The organism is Paraglaciecola sp. G1-13, from assembly GCF_055809255.1.
In genome coordinates, this window is record NZ_CM147903.1 from 3,716,255 (window position 1) to 3,738,365 (window position 22,111).

Sequence of the window (22,111 nt, forward strand, 5' to 3'; positions counted from 1 at the left end):
TACTGTTTGATTGACTAAACCAAGATTTCAGCGCTAAGTTAATCGTCAATAGCGTTCCCTCTAAATACGTTCTTTCAACGGTCGTATATCACTTTTACTATGCCAGAGCGTGCGCTAATGGGATAGTTTGAAATCGAGTACCACCGTTAAGCCATTTTGTTGCTGTGGTTTGCCCGCTACGATTTGCGGTTTGTACTTCCATTTCCCCAATGCTCTTCTGGCTTCGCGATCAAATGTTCTTTTGGGCTGGGCATCAATCACTTGCACATCTATAACTTGCCCTTGCGTACCGATAGAGAACGTCAATTTCACCCACCCTTCGATACCATCGCGAGCGGCTTGAGGTGGATATTTAGGCTCTATTCGTACCACTGGACGCGCTTCACCTTCATCCAGCGTTATTTGTGTGTCAATTGGGCCTGATGGCCCAGCAATAGTGATATCAGGCACGTACTTAGAGATTAGCGCGGATTTATCAGGCGCTTCTTCTTGAGGCTTGGTTTGCTCTGTGGGAATAGGAACAGGCTTCGGTTTAGGTAAAGGTCTTACTTTTTCAATGACTGGATTTTCTTCAAACTGTTGATAAAGATTAATTATCGGCAAAGCCTCCACTGACGTCACGCCGGTTGCGTTGTTTTCGATTAGTTTTTGCATCGCCACAAATAACCCAAAAGTTACGGTGCTGGCTATTAACAGGCTGCCCGCTACACGCGCCACAACTTGAAGGGAAGGATGTGTTAATTGAGGTGAAACTGAATCAAGGGTTGTGTGCATCGCTTTTCTCCTATTGTTTAATGGAGTAACGACGCACAACGCCAAAAGGGGTTAAATTAATTTACACCTAGGCACATTAAAAGGTGAGCCAACAATAGCATTACATAATATGTGACTGAGCCATAAGCGCCGTTGAAGTGTTCAGCGATGATGAAAACGGCACTTAAGATAGGGTACAGCCCTGCTTATTTCCCCGCTTGAAATATGCTCCAGTTGCTGGACAGCTCTAGACTGAATTGGTCAATACTGAGGTTAAAGCGAGCAGATTTACCAATAAACTGAGTGTTGTCCCATTGTTGGTGAGACACCAAGGCGATAACATTGTCGCCTGACCGAAATAGCTCACTGGGTATAGCAATCTTTGACGGATTATGCTGCCAATCTTGGCTATTGAGTGCCTTTCCGTTGATGTAAATCTGCTTGATTTGATTTGCCTTTCCGACACTTAAACTCACCACTTCTGGGTCAATTGCGAAGTGCACGTGCTTTCGAGCGATCAGAGTTTCACCTGTAGCAGCCCCTTCCATAGACGCTAGATTCATGAGCGGCCACTGGGAATCATCAAACTGAGGTTGCAGCCATTCACTCTTCACAGGCGTAGAAGTTGAAGGTAGCACAGGTTTGGCTTCTTCTTTGTCCATAGCGACGGATTGAAGTGGCTCTACTGGGCGCTTGGGTTTGTTCGCCAATGCCCCATCTGACACGGTTGCAGCGGGTTCGCCCGTGGTACTAGCATTATCCAGAGACACTTTTTCAATCCCCTGAGTTGGCGCTTTATCTGCAGTAGCTCTTGGAGTAGCTCTTAAAATAACGTTGTTTTTAGCGTCTGCCTTGGCCACGGCAACGTCTGGCTTAACAGGTGTGACTTTCTTCACATCTGCATAGCCAATAATAATACCGTTTACGGTCTTAAAGTGTGTGCTATCAGTAACAGTCAACTTAAATGGGCCGCCAGCTTTCTGTCCCGGCATAATCACATGCCACAGACCATTGCTGCCTGCTTGCACCCTGGCCATCGTGTAGGTTTCTTGTTCTTTAATCAGCTTTATATCAACGGTTCGCCCTGGTTCGGCAAGGCCACCAACGTTAATTTTTTCACCGGGTTGAAGTAACATATTATCGTTTAAGCGGGTGGATAGAATAATGTCCCCCTTTGGATTTCGCATACTAGGCTCAGCATTACCCACGTATATATCATGCAGATACTGGGTCTGTTCACCGTCACTAATAAGGAACTGATAAGGCCCTCCAGGAGGTTGCTGAGCAAGTGATACTTGCCACTGCCCTTGGGTGTTTATGTGCGCTCTGGCCATAGTTACCGTCGTGCCGTCTTTGAGCAGTTTAACATCGACTGTGCCACCTTCAGGCCCCAGACCTTTCAGAGCAATGGCTTTGTAAGCAGGTACACTTTCGCCATCGATTAGTTGCGCCGTTAACTGGGTAGATAATTGAGCAGTTAATCTTGCTGTCGACGCTTCGCTAGCGCGTTGCGCGGCCTGAGCTGTTGTGGTCACAGTCGCGATCAACAAAACCGCAGCAAACGCCTTTAAGCGACCGCTAACTAAAAATTTGATCTCCCGCAGGCTGATCATGCTTTTCACTCCTCTTGAGCGTGTAGCCAAGTAGATACACTCGGCATTCCATTTAAGGTTGTTAAGTAGATATTGTGTGTATTGACCGAGCATAGAATGAACATCGACGGGGTGCTTACACGCACTAAATAGCGCGTAGCGACTAACGAATGTCAGAATACGATCCCCTAAGCAACTATCCGTCGCTGTCTGTTATTCGTTAGCTGGTTTTCAATAGGAAGGGCTTTAGCAAATTTCACGCCGAGAATTAGTTGAAAGGCCTGATGTAGTAAGTTCAAGGCGCATAGCCATGCTATATGCACATGACCGATGAGCATGTGCGAGCGTTTTCTTATGAAAGTGCTATGAAAATGCAATGCCTATAAGTGCGCCATGGTTGCACTTTACTTTCATTTCAGATTGCTTCTTTTCAAATTACTTCTTTTCAGATCATCCAGCCGTTTGGATCTGCTGAATGATTTTGCGTAACGTGGGCTGAGTGACGTCCAGCAGCTTGGCTTTATGTTGCTGACTCAAATCTTGCTGTAACACCAGTTGCTGCAATGAAAATTCAATTACTGGCCACGAAGCACTGTGCGGCTTATGCTCAAGTATCTCGGTGAAAATTCGACTGCATAGCAGAGTTAACTCAGCGAGATCGAGATGATCAAAATCCTGTTTGTTTAGCTTGGCATAGCGCCGCCTGATGGTCGATTCTGATTGATCAAGCTGCAAAGCGACCTGGTATAAACTGCCCCACTTTACTACGCACTGATTCAACCACTGCTTTTCCAACCAACCACTGATTGAGAACAGTTGATTTTGTTGACATGCAAAGGCAATTGTTTGTGTTAGCAGCGCCGAAATCTGCTCTAATTTCGCGCTATCAGGTTTAGTCCCTGCGGTGAGTAAATCTGGCATCTGAGCAGATGAACTGGCACTGCTTTTTAACGAGACGTCGTCTCCCTGTTCCTGCAAAATTAAATGCTCAGGCTCCACATATGCACCGGCGCAAAGTATGACCGCACGCATCATACAATTACGTAACTCTCGCACGTTACCCGGCCATGTATATGCGCTCAGCTTGTCTATGGCAGTGGTAGAAAAATCCAAGATATCTTTGTGGTATTGCCGGCTAAACTTACGCAAAAAATGCCGACACAAGAGCAGAGGATCATCCCCTCTGTCGTTCAATGCTGGCAAGTTAAGGGTGAATACATTAATACGGTAATAAAGATCTGCTCTAAAGCGGCCTTGTGCTACTTCGTCTGGCAAATTGCGATTTGTGGCCAATACTAAGCGCACGTCAACCTTTCTGACACGTTGGTCACCTACCGCAACAAAGGTTTTTTCCTGAACAAAACGCAGTAATTTTGATTGGATGTCCAGCGGTAGTTCACCCACTTCATCCAAGAAAAGAGTACCGCCATCTGCTTGGGCAATCTTGCCTGGTTGGTCAGTTGTTGCCCCAGTGAAGGCGCCTTTTCTATGACCAAATAGCTCACTTTCAATTAAATGCTCGACTATGGTGGAGCAATCAACCGTGATAAACGGCTTATCAGGGTGCAGGCTGTGATTATGCAACTGCTGAGCAATGACCTCTTTTCCTGTTCCAGACTCCCCAATGATTAGCACAGACGCGTCAGTGGGAGCGACTAGTTGTACTTGCTGCATTAAGGTACGCATTGCTGCTGATTCAAACAGCAATTCATGCTCTGGGGATGGATCTTTGTCTGCTACAACGCGGCGATTCTCATCTTGTTCAAGTAGCATAATACGGTCAATAGCAGCCGCTAAGTTAGGAGTGACTTGCGCTAACTGCTCAGCGCATTTGTGTGCGTTTTCCTTTCCATTTGGCGTCCAGCAAACCACTAAAAAGCCCAAGCATTGGGCTCTGGTTTCCAATGGGATAACAGCGCATTGAAATTCAGATAAATCTGTTATTGATTGCGCTAAACGCTCATGCGTAGAAGAATTCGTTATATTACTATTTACCCACTGGTGTATTCGCTGAACCTCGATGTCCGCAATGGCTGCGCTATGAGATAAACATGACAAGGCTTCACCTTGTTGGATATACAGACCAGCAAACATGCTCTGTAATCCGCTGGCCAGTAATTGACAGACTTGGGATGAAAAATCTTTTAAAGAATGGGTATTACCAATAAGGCGAATAATATCCCACTGCAAGTTCATCAATCTGAAATCATCGCTGGGTGCTTGTGAGAACTTACCGCTCATACGGTCAAGATTGGCTAAAATATTAGCGTCAAACTGTGGTTGCCAACTGACAAGTTTACCGCCCCCTATGCTACGCGCAGCTTGTAGCGCTGCGTTCGCTCGACGAAATAATTCCAGCGGTGACTGTTCTCCTAACTGCTCTTCTGAATCTAACGACGCTAAGCCTAGGCTAAATTCTAGTTTCAGCTTTTTACGTGTAAATGACATAGAGCGCAGGCTCTGTAACATCCTCGTGGCGAGGATCTGGCCCTGCTTTTCGTTTGTTTCAGGTAAATGCGCGGCAAACACAGCCCCACTGTAACGACTGGCAAAATCATTGCCTCTCAATACAGCCGAAATAGACTGCATCACTTCTTTGAGCACCTCGTCGCCAATTTCACGCCCATGAACACGATTAAGCTCTGCAAATTCGTCAGGATTAATCAGCAGCAAGGTGACAGGGGTACTTTGCTCACTCAACTGAGCAACCCATTCTTGGCTTTGCCACTGAGCCACTTCGCGCAAAATGAGCAAGGTTTCATCATTGGGTAACGGCCCGACAAACCCATCTACCATCAATACGGTTTTGTCTAATTGAATGGGAAATGGCGGTAGACGCGTCATGGAATGCGTAAGCCCTAAGTCAGACAATATATGCTGCAGGCGCTTTTTCGCTGTAGAAGAGGGAATATGCAAGCTGCTAAGCCAATTTTGCCCTATCGCTGATAACCCTTTGGTTCCCAGCATAGACAATAACTCAGGGTTAATATCTTTAATTTCCCCACTGGCATTTAAGGTTAACGACAGATCTCCTAAACAATCTGACAACAGGTTTAGTTTATGCTCAACATACACTTTATCTTGGTTAATGCTGGCTTGTTGTCTCAACAGTGAAAGCATCATCGCTAATACACCACTTGCTCGCCAATCAACGAATATATGTCCAGGAACGGGCTGGGTATCTTGCAAAGCCGCGGTGTCAGCGGTTAGCCAATAAACGTCTTGCTCGAGCAGTTCGTATTTATCAGTTAATGCGATTGCATGATCTTCACTATCACATGCCACTAACAAAGGTGCTGATTGATCACTTTTAATCGCGGTGACGGCTAGGCTAAGTGGCGCAATATCAAACATAAATTCAGTATTGGCAGTGTGCTTTTTTAGCTCTCGAATATGTATTGTATTTGGTTTATCCACGAACAATTGGATACGCTCAAATTCATCTGCTAGCTGGGCGAAGGCGGGAGACATTTTCATCATAATTCTGACATCAGATACGTAAAGTCTTGGCTAAGCAAAGGACCAATATAATCTGCCGCCACAGGCCTAGAAAATAGATAGCCTTGTAACAGTAAATTACTGGTGTTTTTGAGGATGGTAATTTGACTGCTGTACTCTATACCTTCGGCGATAACCCCGAGTGTTAAGCTCTCAGCCAGCGCCAAAATGGCTTCCACTATCGCCACATCATCTGGGGCCGAATTTACATCACACATAAAAGAGCGATCTATTTTGAGAATATCGATTGGAAAACGCTTGAGATAACTCAACGAAGAGTACCCTGTCCCAAAATCGTCTACGGCAAGCGAAACCCCAAGGGATTTAAGCTCAACCAGACGGGCGATGTTTTCCTCGGCGTCACTCATGATCACCGACTCTGTCAACTCCAATTCTAATAACGAGGGAGGAAGCTGACTCTGGGCTAAAACCTTTGCAACCGTTTGGGTAAAATCGAGCTGCCTAAATTGATGCGCAGATACATTGATGGCCATACGCACTGAGTGACCTGAATCTAACCATTGCTTGGCTTGATAGCACCCTTGCTCAAGCACGAGTCTTCCCAGTTCATTGATAAGGCCTGTTTCTTCAGCAATAGGAATAAACTCATCAGGAGGAATAATCCCTCCCTTTAACGGTAACCAACGAACAAGCGCCTCAACCCCAACAATGCGCCCCGTTTTGGCACACACTTGTGGCTGATAAAAGGGTACGATTTCGTTACTTTTCAGTGCTTGTCGAAGATCTTGCTCTAATTGCAGGCGTGCCGCGGCTTTAGAGTTCATGGAGTCTTGGTAAAATTTGTAACAGCAGCGGCCAGATTGCTTGGCAAAATACATAGCAGTATCAGCATTTTTCAGCAGTGTTTCAGCATCTTCACCGTCATTAGGAAATGTCGAAATGCCAATACTGGGGGTTACCACCACTTCGTATTGCTCTAACTGAAATGGCGTACTGAAACTACGAATAACCCGCTCCGCCACCAGCATGGCTTCATTTGGATCATTCAAACGGCTAAGGAAAATAGTGAATTCGTCACCACCAAAGCTAGATAATTGAGGGGCTTCCTTGTTTTTTTCAGCGGCAACGCGCGCAAATGTATCACTGTCTCGTAAATTAGCTTGTAAGCGATGTGCGACCTTGCGTAACAGCTTGTCACCATAGCTGTGACCCATGGTATCGTTAATTCGCTTAAAGCGGTCTAAATCTATAAACAGCATCGCGGCTTGATACTCGTTGCGCTTGGCCATAGCTAAAAAGCGCTTTAAATCTTGCATCAAATATTGACGATTGGGCAACCCTGTCAACGAGTCATAAAACGCTAGCTGATGCAATTCTTGTTGTTGAGTGACTAAATCAGCGAACGCTTGACTAGCGCGTAAAATATACTTAACTCGCTCCCCCAAAATGGGCCATTTAATCGGCTTGGCGATAAAGTCTGTGGCGCCCACCGCATAGGATTTATGGATTGAATCAATATCATCTGAGCCCGTCACCATAATGATGGGGATGTGCTTACCATTTTTATGCGTACGAATATATTCACAGACGTCAAAACCGTTCATTTCAGGCATGGAAACATCAAGCAACAGCAAGGCAGGATTATGCTCTTCAAATTGCTCTATCGCGCGTTTACCATTTTCAGCTTCCAGCACTTCAATGGTGTCACTGGCGAGTGTTTCCCTCATTAAGATCCGTGCAGTGAGATCATCATCACTGACTAGAATCTTAACCTTTCCCTCAATCGACATGTCTGAACGTCTCCAATTTTTCGCAGCTGATGATAAAAGTCGCTTGAATACGCTGAGCTAACGAAAGCACTTCCTGTACTTCATTATTCTTTACTTTGCTCTCTAACTCCCTACACAATTCGTATAAGGCCTTCGCGCCAGAGTTACCGGACATCGATTTAAGTGCATGGGCGATTTCCTCGGTAACGGCTAGATCTAACGGCGCTGTTTGTGATAGTTGGGCCAATTGCTCAACCAGTTTTTCCGCCTCTTGGGTAAAGGCATCAAGTACTTTCGCAAACACTGGTTTACCGGTATCTCGAGAAATATTGAGTAACGTATCCACAGTCGACATGTCTAACAGCGCGAGTTGCTCTTGGCTCTCATCAGTCTCTTTAAGTGCATCGTGAGGTGGCTCTTCATCCATGGTTAGCCCATCTTTAGCAACAGGCGTTTCCAAGAAGCGCGATAAGGTTTGCTCTAATTCTTGCAATGAATACGGTTTAGACATGACATCGTTCATGCCGGAGTCCAAACACTGTTGCCTCAGGTTATCGCCCATGCCTGCGGTCAGCGCTATAATAGGAATATTCGGCCAATTCTGGCGAATAGCTTTAGTCGCAGCGTAACCATCCATGACGGGCATTTGACAGTCCATCAACACCAAATCAGGTTGTTGCAAGTTCACTTGCTCTACTGCTTCGGCACCATTGTCAGCTAACCAGGCTTCACACCCCAATAGCCCGAGCATACTTTTGGCGACTTCTTGATTGGTCAAACTGTCTTCTGCCACTAAAATATTGGCAGAAAAATGCTGATGATTGCGATGTTCGTCATCAGCTCGACTTGACGGGATGTTTTCAATGCCCAGCGCTCTATTTAAACTCTTATGCAAGCCTCTAAAATGCACCGGAAGAGGCAAAACATTGCGCGTGTCGTTCTCCTGCCATTGGGAAGTCGGCACCAGACAAATCCAGTTATCCAAAGGAATGCCCGCTTCTTGGATAGACGACTGGTATTCACCTTGGCTTATCCATAAGCCCTGTTTGGCGGAGGCAAGTTCAGATTTAACCCGTTGCACGTGCACGAAGTTGATATCTAATTTACTCAGCATGGTTTCTATCGCATGCCCCAACCCACCGTTTAAATTAACTAAGTACACAGTCGGACAGGCTAATATTGGCGCAGGTTGGATCAATGAGGTGTCCGAAAGCGGTAAATCAATCTTAACACTGAAGCGACTGCCTTCCCCAATGTTGGATTGCACGCCTATTTGCCCCCCCATAAGCACAGTAAGCTGCTTACAGATAGCCAAGCCTAGACCTGTTCCGCCGTATTTACGTGTGGTAGACGCATCTGCTTGCGTGAACATTTCAAAGACCTTTTGCTGGCGATCTGGTGCCATACCAATGCCGGTATCCTGTACGCAAAATACAAATCCGCTGTACTTGTTGTTACCCTCATGTTCAGTATCATGACAGGCGACTCGCCTGATACTGACATTGACTTCTCCACGCTCGGTAAATTTGATCGCGTTACTGGTTAAATTGGCGATGATCTGGCGCAAGCGAGCAGGATCGCCGTAGACTTGTGGCAAAGGCTCAGGGGATAAAATGGCGTTAATGTTGAGACCTTTGTTGTACGCAGCCTCACTAAACAGATCGCACACTTCCTCTATCAGTGCTTCTAGGTCAACAGGCACTGACTCCAACGTCGCTTTACCCGCCTCCAATTTTGAAAAGTCCAAAATGTTATTAAGTAAATCCAACAATAGCCTGCCAGATCGGTACACCAGCTGGGCAAAGTGCTGCTGTTTTGGTTTCAGATCTGAGCTTAATAAGACCTCGGTCATACCCAAGACTCCATTCATTGGAGTACGAATTTCGTGGCTCATAATAGCTAAAAAGTCACTCTTCTCTTTACTGGCTTGTTCAGCGAGTCTACGAGCTTTTTCGGTCTCTACTACTGCTTGCTCAAGCTGGCTATTAGCATGACTTAACTCCTTGGTACGCTCGGCAACCTTTTCTTCCAACTCTATGAGTTGTTGCAGTTCTTTTTGCCGTTTTCTACGATATCGCCATATAACGTTGAGGATAATCAGCAGCGCTATCAAGCAATACAAACTGTAAGCCCAAAGGGTTTTCCATGGCGGTGGCAACACAGATATGGGCAATTCAACCCCTTGGGTATTCCACAAGCCTTGGTTGTTGCTCGCCTGTACTTTTAAAACGTATTCACCTGGTGGCAAATTAGTAAAGGTAGCCAAGCGTCTGTGCTCCAGTTCAATCCAACTAGGATCAAGTCCCTCTAACTTGTATCTATATTGGTTTAGGCCAGGCGCGTTATAATCTAAAGCAGCAAATTCAAACGAGATGAAATAATCAGTGTAATCCAACTCCAGATTTTGTAGACGCTGGTAAGGGACATCGAACCACACTTGCTCATTGAGCTTTTTAATGCGCACCAATACCACAGGCGGCACGACATCGTTGTCTTTTATATCATCAGGGTGAAAACGCACAACGCCTTCATTGCCACCGAAATACATTACGCCTTGACTGTCTTTGAACCCTGCGCCGAAATTAAACTCGCTATTTTTGAGCCCTTGTGAGGTGTCGAAATGGCGAACCTTGCCGCTTTCTGGATTCAACCGCGTTAAACCCGCCGTGCTGCTCAGCCATAAGTTGTCATTTTTATCATTCAAAATAGCGTAAATATGACTACTGGGTAGCCCACTGAAACCGTCGAAACGAGTAAAGTGATTTCGTAATTGTCCAATATCACTCGCAGACCACTTGTTTAAGCCGCCGCCTTGAGTACCGACCCAAAGTTGTGCTTTTGAATCCTGGTAAAAAGCCCACGCCATAGGTGCAGATAGACTATCGAAGTCGTTCGGTTGATGCTCTATATGATCAAAATTCAGCGATACCGGATCAAGCATATTAATGCCCGCAACCGTGCCGACCACTATGGTTCCATCAAGAAGTTGGTAGATAGCGAGCACACGATCGCTATTGAGGCTGCGTGGGTCATTTTCGTCGTAGCGATAGTGCACAAATTCTTCACTGCCTGCCGCCAAGTAATTAAGCCCGCCGCCGAAGGTCCCGACCCAAATATTGCCGGCACTGTCAGGAAAGACACTGGTGACACCATTAAAACTCAGGCTTTTCGGATTTTGAGGATCATGCACATAATAATCAATGTGCTGAGTATCGACATTGAGACGCCCCAGTCCACCACCTCGGGTACCAAACCACAGCATGTTGTTATCACCACGCACTGTCATCACTCTGGCATCACGTAATGCAGGGGTGCTGTCTTTATTAATAACATCTTGCACTTCGCCTTGGGCGTTTAATCGCGATAAGCCACCATAAGTCGCCACCCAAATAGCACGCTCCCCTTTTGATGACTGCGTTTCCGCAAATCCCAGTACAACATTATTGGCCAAGCCCTTAGTAATATGCTCAAAGGGCACTTCTATATTTTTGGTGATCCCGTTGAACGTTCCAAACCACATTAACCCAGAAGGATCTTGCAATATCGACAGCACTTTATTGTCGTTCAATCCGTTTTCTGTGGTGTAGGTAGTAAACATGTTACGCCCGTTCCACAAGCTTGCACCGGACTCAGTACCCAACCACACTCGCTGACGTTGATCCTGATAAATACTATGTACTAGATTTGCCGCAAGGCTACCTGCCTGCTCGTTTTCATGTTGCCAAGTGGTAAACCTAGTGCGCTGAGGGTCCAACATACTTACCCCTGCATCGTGACTGGCTATCCACAAGCGTTGCTGAACATCAATGAAAACTTGCGTTAATTTGTCACTGAACAGTGGTTCGTTTGAGCCTGCATGAATACGCGTCAGCGTTCTGGTTTTTTTATCTAATTTGAGTAGGCCATTGCCGTCGGTCGCCAACCAAATACAGTTGCCATCTTCCACTAGCGACATGACCGCGGCGTCTTTGTCCAACTCAGGCAACAGAGCACGGGTGTCAAAATGTTCAAATGTCATATCTTGGGGATTGAACCGACTAAAGTTACCGTCGCGATAACCTATCCAGATGTAATTTTCTGCGTCGTGATAAAGAGATTGCTGTCTGTTTGATAATGGTGACTGGCCAGAGTCTTTAGCATCTTGCCAGACGGTGAAGGTCTGCTTGGCTGAATCAAAAAGATTCAGTCCCCCACCATCAGTCGCAATCCATAGTCTTTTTTGCTCATCTTCTAATATTGCGCGTACATTATCTGAACCGAGGGAGTTCGGTTGCCGCGGATCGTGTACAAAACTAAGGAGCTGATAACCATCGTACCGACTGAGGCCTTCTTGCGTGACGATCCACAGGTATCCGGTACTGTCCTGATAAATCTGGCGTACGGTTTTTTGCGATAATTCTTTGTTTAATTCAGCGGACGTAAAACTGAAATTAGGGCTTTCAGAAGCGTGAATACCCATAGCGAACGTGAAGAAAAACAGAACGCCAAATACCTTACTCATGACCATATGCGTGCAGTGACTTATTATTTTTTAAAAAACAGACTACCCCATCGCTGTAGAATTGCCAACAGATACAGCAGCTTGGCAACCTCTCATAGCGCCATAATCCGCAGTTATCGGTTCAATTAAGCTCAAGAATTACGCTTTAAGCAGAAAGGAAAGAATGTTGCATTTTTAATTATTAAAAATAGAAAAGCCTCTTATCGCTATGAACCTAGGCTCAAAGTGATAAGAGGCTTACCGCATACCTCTGGGGAACTAGGTCGTTATTCTTGCAGCATGAAGTTTTCTTGGTTCATGTGTGCTTCTTCCCACATGAAGGCTTCTTCCCACATGAAGGCTTCTTCCCACATGAAAGCTTCTTCCCACATGAAAGCTTCTTCCCACATGAAAGCTTCTTCCCACATGAAAGCTTCTTCCCACATGAAAGCTTCTTCCCACATGAAGGCTTCTTCCCACATGAAAGCTTCTTCCCAAACTTCAAACTCAAACCCTTGAATGTAGTAGTTGCCGTTTTCATCTTTTCGAGCTGCGCCCATATAATGTTGGTCGCCACTAATATCGGCCGCTATGTCCATGCCATTATTCGCACAACCTGATTCATTGGAATCTACGGCTTTTATTGCATTAACACTGCCTGAGCCCTGTTGAAATGGGCTGTAAGCCAGTTTGCCATTCACTTGAGCCATAGTCGTACTGGTCATCAAGCGACATTTCACATCGTTCGCACTGAGACTTGGATCGTCTTGTAACATTAACGCGACTACGCCACTGACCACACCTGAAGCTTGTGACGTACCGGACATGATAAAGCGGTCTTTACCAACCATATACTGAGGGTATTTAGCAGGCACATACATGTCTTCGTTCGCTAAGCTAAACATATGGCCGCCAGGTGCCACCATATCAGGCTTTATAAAGGCCTCGTGAGTTGGGCCTTGAGATGAGAACGAAAGCAAGGTGTCATCATTTGCATTGTCCTGAGTGTAATTATCGCTGATTGCCCCCACGCTTATTACGTAAGGTACGTTTGCAGGTACGCCAATGGTCATTGCACTTGGGCCTGTATTGCCCGCTGATGTCACCACAATGACGTCTTTTTCCCATAATGCCATTACCGCTTGGTTAATGGGATCATCCCAGTAATTTGAACGAGGCGGCGCACCAAAGGAAAGGTTTACTACCCTTATATTTAACGCTTCATGGTTATCAGCTATGTACTGTAGGCCGCGTAATGCGTCTAAGTAAGTACTATGACCGTCTTCGTAAAAGGCTTTTACGACCACTAGGTTTGCATCCGGTGCAACACCTTGATAATAACTGCGCATTTGGCCGTCTACGACCGCACGGTCACTATTGGCAATGATGCCTGTAATGTGAGTTCCGTGGCTGTTTTCATCAGTAAGATTACTCACGTTCAGTTCCGTATCTTCTAAAGCATCATATGCCGCTTTAATACGTGTATTATTCGCCGTGTCATTCCCTAACGCGCTATGCGCAGCCCATAGGCCGCTGTCGATAACAGCAACGGTAACGTCTTTACCTGTAATGCCACGATCATGTAGTTCGTCAGCACCAATGTTATTCACATAATAACTGTTGCTATCACCTTCATTTGCTTGGGTGTCGTACCCCTTCACTAGGCTGCGATCACAACCCTCTTTGAATTGAACATCCAAAGAAAAATCACGTTGTTGGTAATTTTTAACGCCTTTTTTGGCAAAAGACACTTCAACCGTTACGCCTTCGAACGAATCTAATTTGGCAAAACGTTTGAGTCGCTTAATATCGATCGACAATTCACCCGTCTTCTTACTGTACAAGCGCCAATACACAGTGGCACCGTTCACTTTAACAGAGTAGATATGTCCCAGCTCTTCAGGCCATTTGAAAGACATGCTTTGCATGTTAGCTTCCATGTCACGGGCGTTATACAGGTTCCAGCGAATACTTCTATTGGTTAGCTCTGCTACGTGACTTCCATATACTAAACAGTGATCCAATGCACTGGATGTATAAACGGCTTCGTTCTTTTTGATAGTAATAATGTCAGTCAACTGATTCAGCAAAACTAGCTGTGCGTCACTTACCCGAACGCCAATCCCGTTTATGAGGGGCAATTCATGTGTTATCACGCCGCCAAGCGTATTAATCACTTCAGTTAAGATACTGATTTCAGCCCCCTGAATAATCACTTCATTATTCAGACCCACTAAACTATTAACGGTTTTAACTAATTGTGAAGTTCCGAGTGAACCTGGCTCAACAGTAGATTTGATGTCGTTAACTAAGCTGCTAACTTTTAAGCCCGCTGTTGCGAAAGCGCTAAAGCACACCATTCCCGCTAGCAGTACTGCTCGCTGCTTATTAAATTTTGGTTTCATTATATTTTCCTTTTCAAATCCACTCGCCGAGTTCGAAGTAAATTCAGTTAGCACTATCGCTCTAACGGTAAAAAGCAAGCAGCATGCCAATTTGCAAAGCTCTGATTTTAAAGTAATTTATTTTGATGTGAAAATAACGAACGGACTAAAATGAAATTATTGAATGAATAAAATGATGGCAATTAGACTTTTGGTTGCATTCATTTATTTCAATTTATTGTTAAACAAGGCACATACTGGTAGATCAACACCCGTCAATAAGCCCTATATAAGCAAGGTATGGGAGTATATGAGGTGAATTCGAAGAGTCACCTAAGCGTGAAAAAGTGCAGAAAGCCGCCAATAGCGAGGTGGGGGCTTACCAAAGGTCCAAAGTATGATGTAGCTAGGGTACCACGAACGTTTGTAGGGCTGTACTGAGACGAATCTACATCCGTTAATGATTGTCACCCACCATCGCATATGAGACTCAGATACGTATGTAAGAGAACGAGTTCATCGCCATTGAATCTTATCCACTTCATCAATAGAACTCGCTAGCATTAGTTGCCCCGAACGGATCAACGATTCAGTCTCAGCGATTACAGCACTGAACACGTCCTGTTCATCGCACGTCAAGTCAGTAAAGCCTATCCACGTGTTTCTGTTTGACTTTTTAGCGGCATATAAACACAAGTCGGCTACATCAATAGTGCGCTCCCAATTAAGTGAAGTGGGATTGCTCGATAACAATGGAAACACGCTGAAACCAATTGAACAGGTGACATTTAGCGCAATGTCTTTTTCAATCTTGAATGAGTGCTCTTGAATTGAACGACGTAAACGTTCGGCCAGTATGGCTGCTCTGCTTCGATTGACAAAGCGCGCAACGATAAGAAATTCTTCACCACCCCAGCGCAACAAATAGTCAGTCTCACGAAATACACTTTCTAAGATTGATTTCACTTCGACCAAAACAATATCACCAGCGCTATGACCATGTTGATCGTTGACCTGTTTAAAATGATCTAGGTCAACTAAAAAGAAGACTAAGTCAGTATCTTTTGTCGCTTGTGCAGCACCAGTAGCCAGATTTTCTTCATGTCTTGCAAGCACGAAATCTATATCTGCGGTTAGGTGTTGGCTCAAGTAACGGCGGTTTTTGAGGCCAGTTAGCGGATCAGTGAAACTAATCTGCTCTAATTTATCATTGGCTAATCTAAGATCTGCGGTACGCTCTTTCACTTTATCTTCTAAATCAATAAGATGCTGAGCTCGTCGTAAACGCTTTAGACGGTATCTGCGCATAGCGTTCAATAGAATAACAATGCACAAGAACACGTAAAAACAGTAAGCCCACACTGTCTTCCAAGGCGGGGGTTGTACTGTGATTGGCAAGGAGACGCCGTGTGCATTCCACAAGCCTAAGTGATTACTGGCTTGTACTTTCAGTTCATACCGACCAGCTGGTAAATTGGTAAAGGTTGCTTGGCGGCTGTGATCCAATTCGACCCATTTAGGATCTAATCCTTCCAACTTGTAGCGATACTGGTTGAGCTCAGGCGCATTAAAATCTAACGCTGCGAATTCGAAAGAAATATAGTAATCCAAATAGTGTAAGACAATCTCACTCTGCTCTTGATACTGTAAATCAATGCCTACTTTTTCATTCAGCTTCTTTATTCTAACTAAGACCACAGGAGGAACTTTTTTACTTTCTTTAATATCATTTGGATGAAATCGGACAAAACCCGAGTTGCCACCAAAATACATGACTCCCTGACTATCGGTAAAACCTGCGCCAAAATTAAACTCGCTGTCCTCTATACCTTGGGACGAATCGAAGTGACGCATAGTGCCGTTATTTGGATTAAAACGCGTAATACCAGCGGTACTACTGAGCCACAATGCACCTCGTTCGTCGGCCTGAATGGAATAAATATGGCTGCTAGGTAGTCCATTACGCTTATCAAAATGAGTAAAGCGGTTTTCTAATGTTCTGATATCCTCTTTGCGCCATTGATTTAAGCCGCCTCCTTGGCTACCAACCCATAGGTTTTCATTATTGTCTTGATAAAATGTCCACGCAGTAGGCGCCGATAAGCTCTCAAACTTATCTTGTTGGTGTTCAATACGCTTGAAAGTCGATGTAATTGGATCGAACACATTCAAACCTGAAACGGTGCCAACGACTAACGTATCGTCCTTTAGTCGAGAGAGCGCTACCACGCGATCACTGTTTAGACTACTTGGATTGTTAGCTTCATTGCGAAAGTGTTTGAATTTCTTGCTATTGGCGGGCAAAAAATTCAAGCCTCCACCGAATGTTCCAATCCACAGATTCCCCTGTTTATCGGGTAATATACTGGAGATACCGTCGAAACTAATGCTGCTTGAATCGTTTGGCGCATGTTGAAAATAGTCTATTGCTTGCGTATCAACATTTAGCCGGCCCAATCCACCGCCACGGGTGCCGAACCACAAAATATTGTCATCGCCACGAACTGTCATTATGCGAGGATCTTCAAGGGCTGGTGAGCTTTCTGTGTTAAGCACTTGCACAACAGCTCCATCACTGTTTAATTGTGATAAGCCTTCATAACTCGCAACCCATATAGATCTATTGCCGGATGCTGAACGAGTTTCAGCAAATCCCAACACTGTATTACTCGCCAAACCTTTATCGATTAACTCGAATGGCACTTCGACACCTCTGGTAATCCCGCCATATGTGCCAACCCACATCAAACCTGATGGGTCCTGTAATATAGACAGTATTTTGTTATTGCTGACTCCATTTTTTTCACTGAAATTTATAAATTTATTTTGAACATCCCATAAGCTAAGACCCTCTTCTGTTCCCAACCATATCCGCTGTTTTTGGTCTTGAAAGATCGTATGAACTAAATTAGAAGCTAAGCTGCTTACTTGGTTCTTCTCGTGTCGCCACGACTTGAACTTGTTCGCGTCAAAATCCAAAAGGCCTAGGCCCGCATCGTAGCTTGCAAGCCAAAGACGTTCTTGTGAATCAACAAATACCTTTGCGAGTCGGTCACTAAATAGCGGCTCTTCGTCATTCATATGAATACGAGTGAGAGAACGATGATTTTTATTTAGGATCAATAATCCATTGCCATCTGTCGCTAGGTAAATATTTTCAGCATTTTCTGTAATGGATGTAATAAACGCATCTTGTCCGATACTTGGAAGTAAATTTCGGGTTTCAAAGTGTGTGAAAGTATTGTAATCAGGATCAAACTGACTGAAGTTGCCATTGTTGTAACCAAGCCAAATGGTCCCATCTCGTGCTAAAAATAAACTACGGATCTTATCAGACATGGGAGACTTACGAACATCACTACCTGATGGCCATTGCGTAAAACTATGATCCAGCGGATTAAATAAATTTAACCCGCCGCCATCTGTCGCAATCCACAAGCGTTTTTGATTGTCTTCGACAATAGCGCGAACGTTATCAGAACTAATGGAATTGATTTGACTTGGATCGTGTACGAAATTTAACAGCTGGTAACCGTCGTATCGGCTCACACCCTCTTGAGTCACGAACCACAAATAGCCGGTGCTATCTTGGTAAACTTGGCGAACCGTTTTTTGAGATAAATGCTTGCTAAAATCAGCAGGGTTAAAACTAAAAAATGGCTTTTCACTTCCTTGCAAACCTGTACTAAAAAAGACGGATAGTACAACCCAAATCATTCCGTTTTTGAACATAAATACATCAATACTACTAAGATAATACTTCAGCCTAACTCAAGCGGGGAGACTTTCCAACAATTGGATAGGTAACAGGGAGTTATAACGCTAGTGCCGATCCACTAGGTAGGATAAAAACACTGAAAATACATGTGTAATGAATTGAAAACCATCTAGGGAGTTAGCTTTATTGCACTACTCCTGATACCTCTTAGCGAGAAACGCACTACATTTAGTGACGTCCATTGGCATGCCGAGTAAATACCCTTGTAGCCTATCTAATTCGAACTTTTGGCATAGGCTTACTTGATTCTGTGTTTCTACCCCCTCAGCAACCACAATGAAGTCCAATTTTTTAAGCATCAGTGCTAACGCTTCAAAAACTCTTAAGCGTTTATCTGTGATTTGCATAGTGGCTTGCATACTCTTATCTAATTTAACAATGTCAATGGGGTAATCCATCAAGTGCGCGACCGACGAGAACCCCATACCAAAATCATCTAGCGCAATTTTGAAACCATTTTCAGACAAGATATTCAAAGAGTGCGTTACCTTACTGTTATCTTTAATCAATGCGGTTTCAGTTATCTCTAATATGATGTTATTTGCTGACACGTTATGCGCTTCAAGCGTGCGCTGAAACTCGCTCAGTAGCCCGTCATTTTGCAACTGTACTGGGGAGATATTAATCGACAGGGTCAAGTTTGCATCAAACCGTTGATGCCAGGTCGAAAGCTGTGCGATTGCGGTTTCAATGACCCACCGTCCAATTTGATTAATTAATTTACTTTGTTCTGCCACGGGAATAAACACATCTGGCGTGTAGCATATTTCTGCTTCTGGCCAGCGGATCAGTGCCTCAAAGCCTAGGAGTTTGTCACTTTTAGCACAGAAAATAGGTTGGTAGAATAACCTGAACGAGTCATTTTCGAGCACATTCGTCAAGGCATTATGAATAATAAACCGTTGGTTAAATTCTATTTGGTAATGAGGCTCATAAAACCTAATGCCGTTTTTGCCATCTTGCTTAGCGCGATACATAGCAATATCTGCACATTTCAACAGTGCTTGAGAATCATCTGAATCCACTGGGCATAGCGCTACACCTATGCTAACGCCGCATACAAATTCTTTTCCTTGAATATTAAAGGGCTGCTTAAATGAATTGAGCACACGATTGCTAATGTTGTTTACATCCTCGACACGAGCGATGTCCCCCAGAATAATGGCGAACTCGTCTCCTCCTAGGCGTGCGAACCCTTCATTATTGCGCAAACAACTGCGTATTCTCTTTACAGACTGCTTAAGCACACTGTCACCGGCTTCGTGTCCCATGGTGTCATTCACGTGCTTAAAGTTGTCCAAGTCCAATGCTAAAAGGGCAACATTGCTGCCGTCTCGTTTATTGCTAGCAATCATCACTTTTAAGGTTTCTTCAAAATGGTAGCGATTTGACAGACCTGTTAGGGGGTCCATTTCCGCCATTTTTTTCACTTCTAAATAACTCATGTGCATGCGCTGCTCGATTTCGAAGCGCTTATTAGCATGCAAAATTGCACGCTCTAACTTGGCTAACGTGATCTCATTTTTAGAAATATAATCTTGAGCACCCGCTTCGATACATTGCAGCGCCAAAGCGGGATCGTCTGAGGCACTTATCATAACGACCGCAGTATTTCCCATATCTGGCTTGGCATGCATATCAGTGACCATTTCAATGCCATCCACCTCCGGCATACGACAATCAAGTAAGATGACATCAAATTGATTGCCATCAAGTAGCTCAAGTCCTTCTGCAACAGAACTAGCCTCTTGCACTTCATGATAGGTATCACCCGACGCGCTAAGCGTTCTTCTTACAACACGCCTGTCAACAGCATCATCGTCAACAATGAGTACCTTCATACGCCACCCCCAATGGATGCATAGCGTCTTACGTTATAACTGAAACATGTTCTCATCCCTGCTCTACTCCATGTTTAGGTTTTGGCCAATACACAGTAAATGTAGTTCCATTTTCGCCATCAGAGTCAACTTCTATTTTGCCACCGTACTGGTTCAGGTGCTTGAGCACAACAGAGAGTCCTATCCCACTGCCTTCTACTTCATCTCTGGATTTCAACGTTTGAAAAAGTTGAAAGATACGCTCAAAGTGTTTTGGGTCTATACCTGGGCCATTATCTTCAATACCTACGACGTAAAAATGTTGCATTTCGCGAAAGCTAACATTGATTTGTGGGCTTGATTTATCGTTGTGCTTAACTGCATTTCCCAATAAATTTAGCATGATCGTTTTAAACGGAACGGGGGCGACCGTTAGCTCTGCAGGGTCAACATTGATAGTAAACTCTTCTGGGGCGTCTAAGAGTGGCGTTAAATCTGCTACCAGAGTTTCCAACACAATGCGCTTTGTGGTTGTATCTTTACGACCAATTTTGGCAAATGAAAGTAAGTCGTCTAAAAGCTGATACATCCTATTGGCACGATTGACAACTAAGCGAAGATTCTCTTGCGATTCCGTTGGCAGAATATTGTGGCAATCTTCCTCAATCCAACCAAGGAGTCGACGTATGGCATTTAAAGGGGCTTTTAAGTCATGAGAAGCGATATGGGTAAAATCATCTAAATCATCATTAGCGTTTTTCAACTGCCGAATCAGATTTTCGCGATCTGTGATATCTCTGCAAATACATAAAATATGAGGCTTTCCGCTAGCGTTGTAAAATCGCCTTTTTATCGTCTCATATACCATCCTTTGACCTGCTGAAGAGTACGCCTCTTGTATACTGACACACTGGCCATCTTTGAACGCTTTTTTGTCTTGGATGAGTATATCCTTAGCCTCTTGGCCACTAGGCTCTTTGACATTGGTATTGCCAATAACCTCTTGCTGTCTATCTTTAGGGAAAAGTGACATGAACGCTTGATTGGCGTAAATGAACCTAAATTTGGCGTCCTTAACGTAGATCCAATCCTTATTATATTCAGAGACAAGCTGGTCAAGTTCGCGTGCTTGGTGAGATTCGATAATATGTTTGTGCTGCTCAAGATGGCTAGTAATGCCGCGTACTAACACATTTAAGGTAGATATATCCTTGGGCAGAAATTCTCGTTTTTGACTGTAATATAACTCTAAATAACCAAAGGGTACCTTGCCACCAGCGGCGTCACCAAGAACGATTGGCATACTTACGCGATGATAATCGTCGTCAATACAAACCCAGTTCGCGTCTGTTAACTCTGTGGTGTTTACCTGATCTCGATAATACAACGACTGTCGAAAAGAATGGGTATCTGCGAGCATTTGCGCTGTGGCATTTCCGCTGTGGGCGACGGGAATAGCGATATTTTGATAGTGACATGCCAATCTGCAGTAAAGTGGCTCGAGCGTTAGCAAAACAAGTTCGCAGATATTATTGAGGTTGACCAGTAAGGAGGGATCTAAATTCAGCTGCCATTCTGAATCTTCTGCAGCCAGATTAGGTCTTCCGATGTAATGTTCAATCTCTAGCATTTGCCTTCCTTCTCAGCTATCCATCATTTTTAGCCGAGCGCTTGAATCGTTTCATCAAGCACTCCTTGGTTTAATTCACCTTTAACTAAATAACGTTGAACGAACTCATACTTCAAAGCCTGCTCTTTATCTTCACGTCGCTCAGAAGATGAATACATCACGACCACACAAGACAATATGGCTAATTGCGTACGAAGAATGGCAAACTCTTTCAAAAAATCGAACCCGTTTACTTTAGGCATATTTATATCTAAAAAGATGACTATGGGCGGATATTTGTCGGGGTGTAACCGTAGATTCCGTTCGTAATCTCGCAGGTATTCAAGAGCGGTTGAGCCATCGTCCTTTTCTTCCACTTTATCAACACCTAACACCCTTAACTGACGGCGTAGAATATATCGGTCGAGCTCACTGTCATCTACGATAAGTACTTTTACTGTTTTCAT

Annotated in this window: 10 protein-coding genes; all 10 read right to left on the reverse strand. The window is 44.4% G+C overall.

The annotated features are described in order from the left end of the window. Window positions 1-114: 114 nt before the first annotated feature. The 10 genes from AC0L6N_RS15860 to AC0L6N_RS15905 all read right to left on the reverse strand — a co-directional run bounded on the left by AC0L6N_RS15860 (window position 115) and on the right by AC0L6N_RS15905 (window position 22,111). A complete protein-coding gene (locus AC0L6N_RS15860) occupies window positions 115-774 on the reverse strand; it encodes a TonB family protein (protein WP_473475868.1) in 660 nt (219 codons plus the stop codon). A gap of 185 nt (window positions 775-959) precedes the next feature. After that, entirely contained in the window at window positions 960-2,366 is a 1,407-nt protein-coding gene (locus AC0L6N_RS15865; protein ID WP_473475871.1) for a DUF1533 domain-containing protein, read from the reverse strand. Between the two features lie 429 nt (window positions 2,367-2,795). Beyond that, window positions 2,796-5,825, reverse strand: a complete 3,030-nt coding sequence (locus AC0L6N_RS15870) for a sigma 54-interacting transcriptional regulator (RefSeq protein ID WP_473475874.1) — start codon at window positions 5,823-5,825, stop codon at window positions 2,796-2,798. Then, a complete protein-coding gene (locus AC0L6N_RS15875) occupies window positions 5,822-7,594 on the reverse strand; it encodes a two-component system response regulator (protein WP_473475877.1) in 1,773 nt (590 codons plus the stop codon). The genes AC0L6N_RS15870 and AC0L6N_RS15875 overlap by 4 nt, the downstream gene beginning before the upstream one ends. Continuing rightward, window positions 7,584-12,080, reverse strand: a complete 4,497-nt coding sequence (locus AC0L6N_RS15880; RefSeq protein ID WP_473475880.1) for a hybrid sensor histidine kinase/response regulator — start codon at window positions 12,078-12,080, stop codon at window positions 7,584-7,586. The genes AC0L6N_RS15875 and AC0L6N_RS15880 overlap by 11 nt, the downstream gene beginning before the upstream one ends. 260 nt (window positions 12,081-12,340) lie before the next feature. After that, complete coding sequence (locus AC0L6N_RS15885; protein ID WP_473475882.1) at window positions 12,341-14,458, reverse strand: S8 family peptidase; 2,118 nt, start codon at window positions 14,456-14,458, stop codon at window positions 12,341-12,343. 495 nt (window positions 14,459-14,953) lie between these two features. Then, window positions 14,954-18,169, reverse strand: coding sequence for a ligand-binding sensor domain-containing protein (locus AC0L6N_RS15890; RefSeq protein ID WP_473475884.1), 3,216 nt, complete (start codon window positions 18,167-18,169; stop codon window positions 14,954-14,956). Window positions 18,170-18,346: 177 nt separating this feature from the next. Then, window positions 18,347-20,056, reverse strand: a complete 1,710-nt coding sequence (locus tag AC0L6N_RS15895) for a two-component system response regulator (protein ID WP_473475887.1) — start codon at window positions 20,054-20,056, stop codon at window positions 18,347-18,349. A gap of 52 nt (window positions 20,057-20,108) precedes the next feature. Then, a complete protein-coding gene (locus AC0L6N_RS15900; RefSeq protein WP_473475889.1) occupies window positions 20,109-21,665 on the reverse strand; it encodes a PAS domain-containing sensor histidine kinase in 1,557 nt (518 codons plus the stop codon). Window positions 21,666-21,694: 29 nt separating this feature from the next. Beyond that, complete coding sequence (locus tag AC0L6N_RS15905) at window positions 21,695-22,111, reverse strand: response regulator (protein ID WP_473475891.1); 417 nt, start codon at window positions 22,109-22,111, stop codon at window positions 21,695-21,697.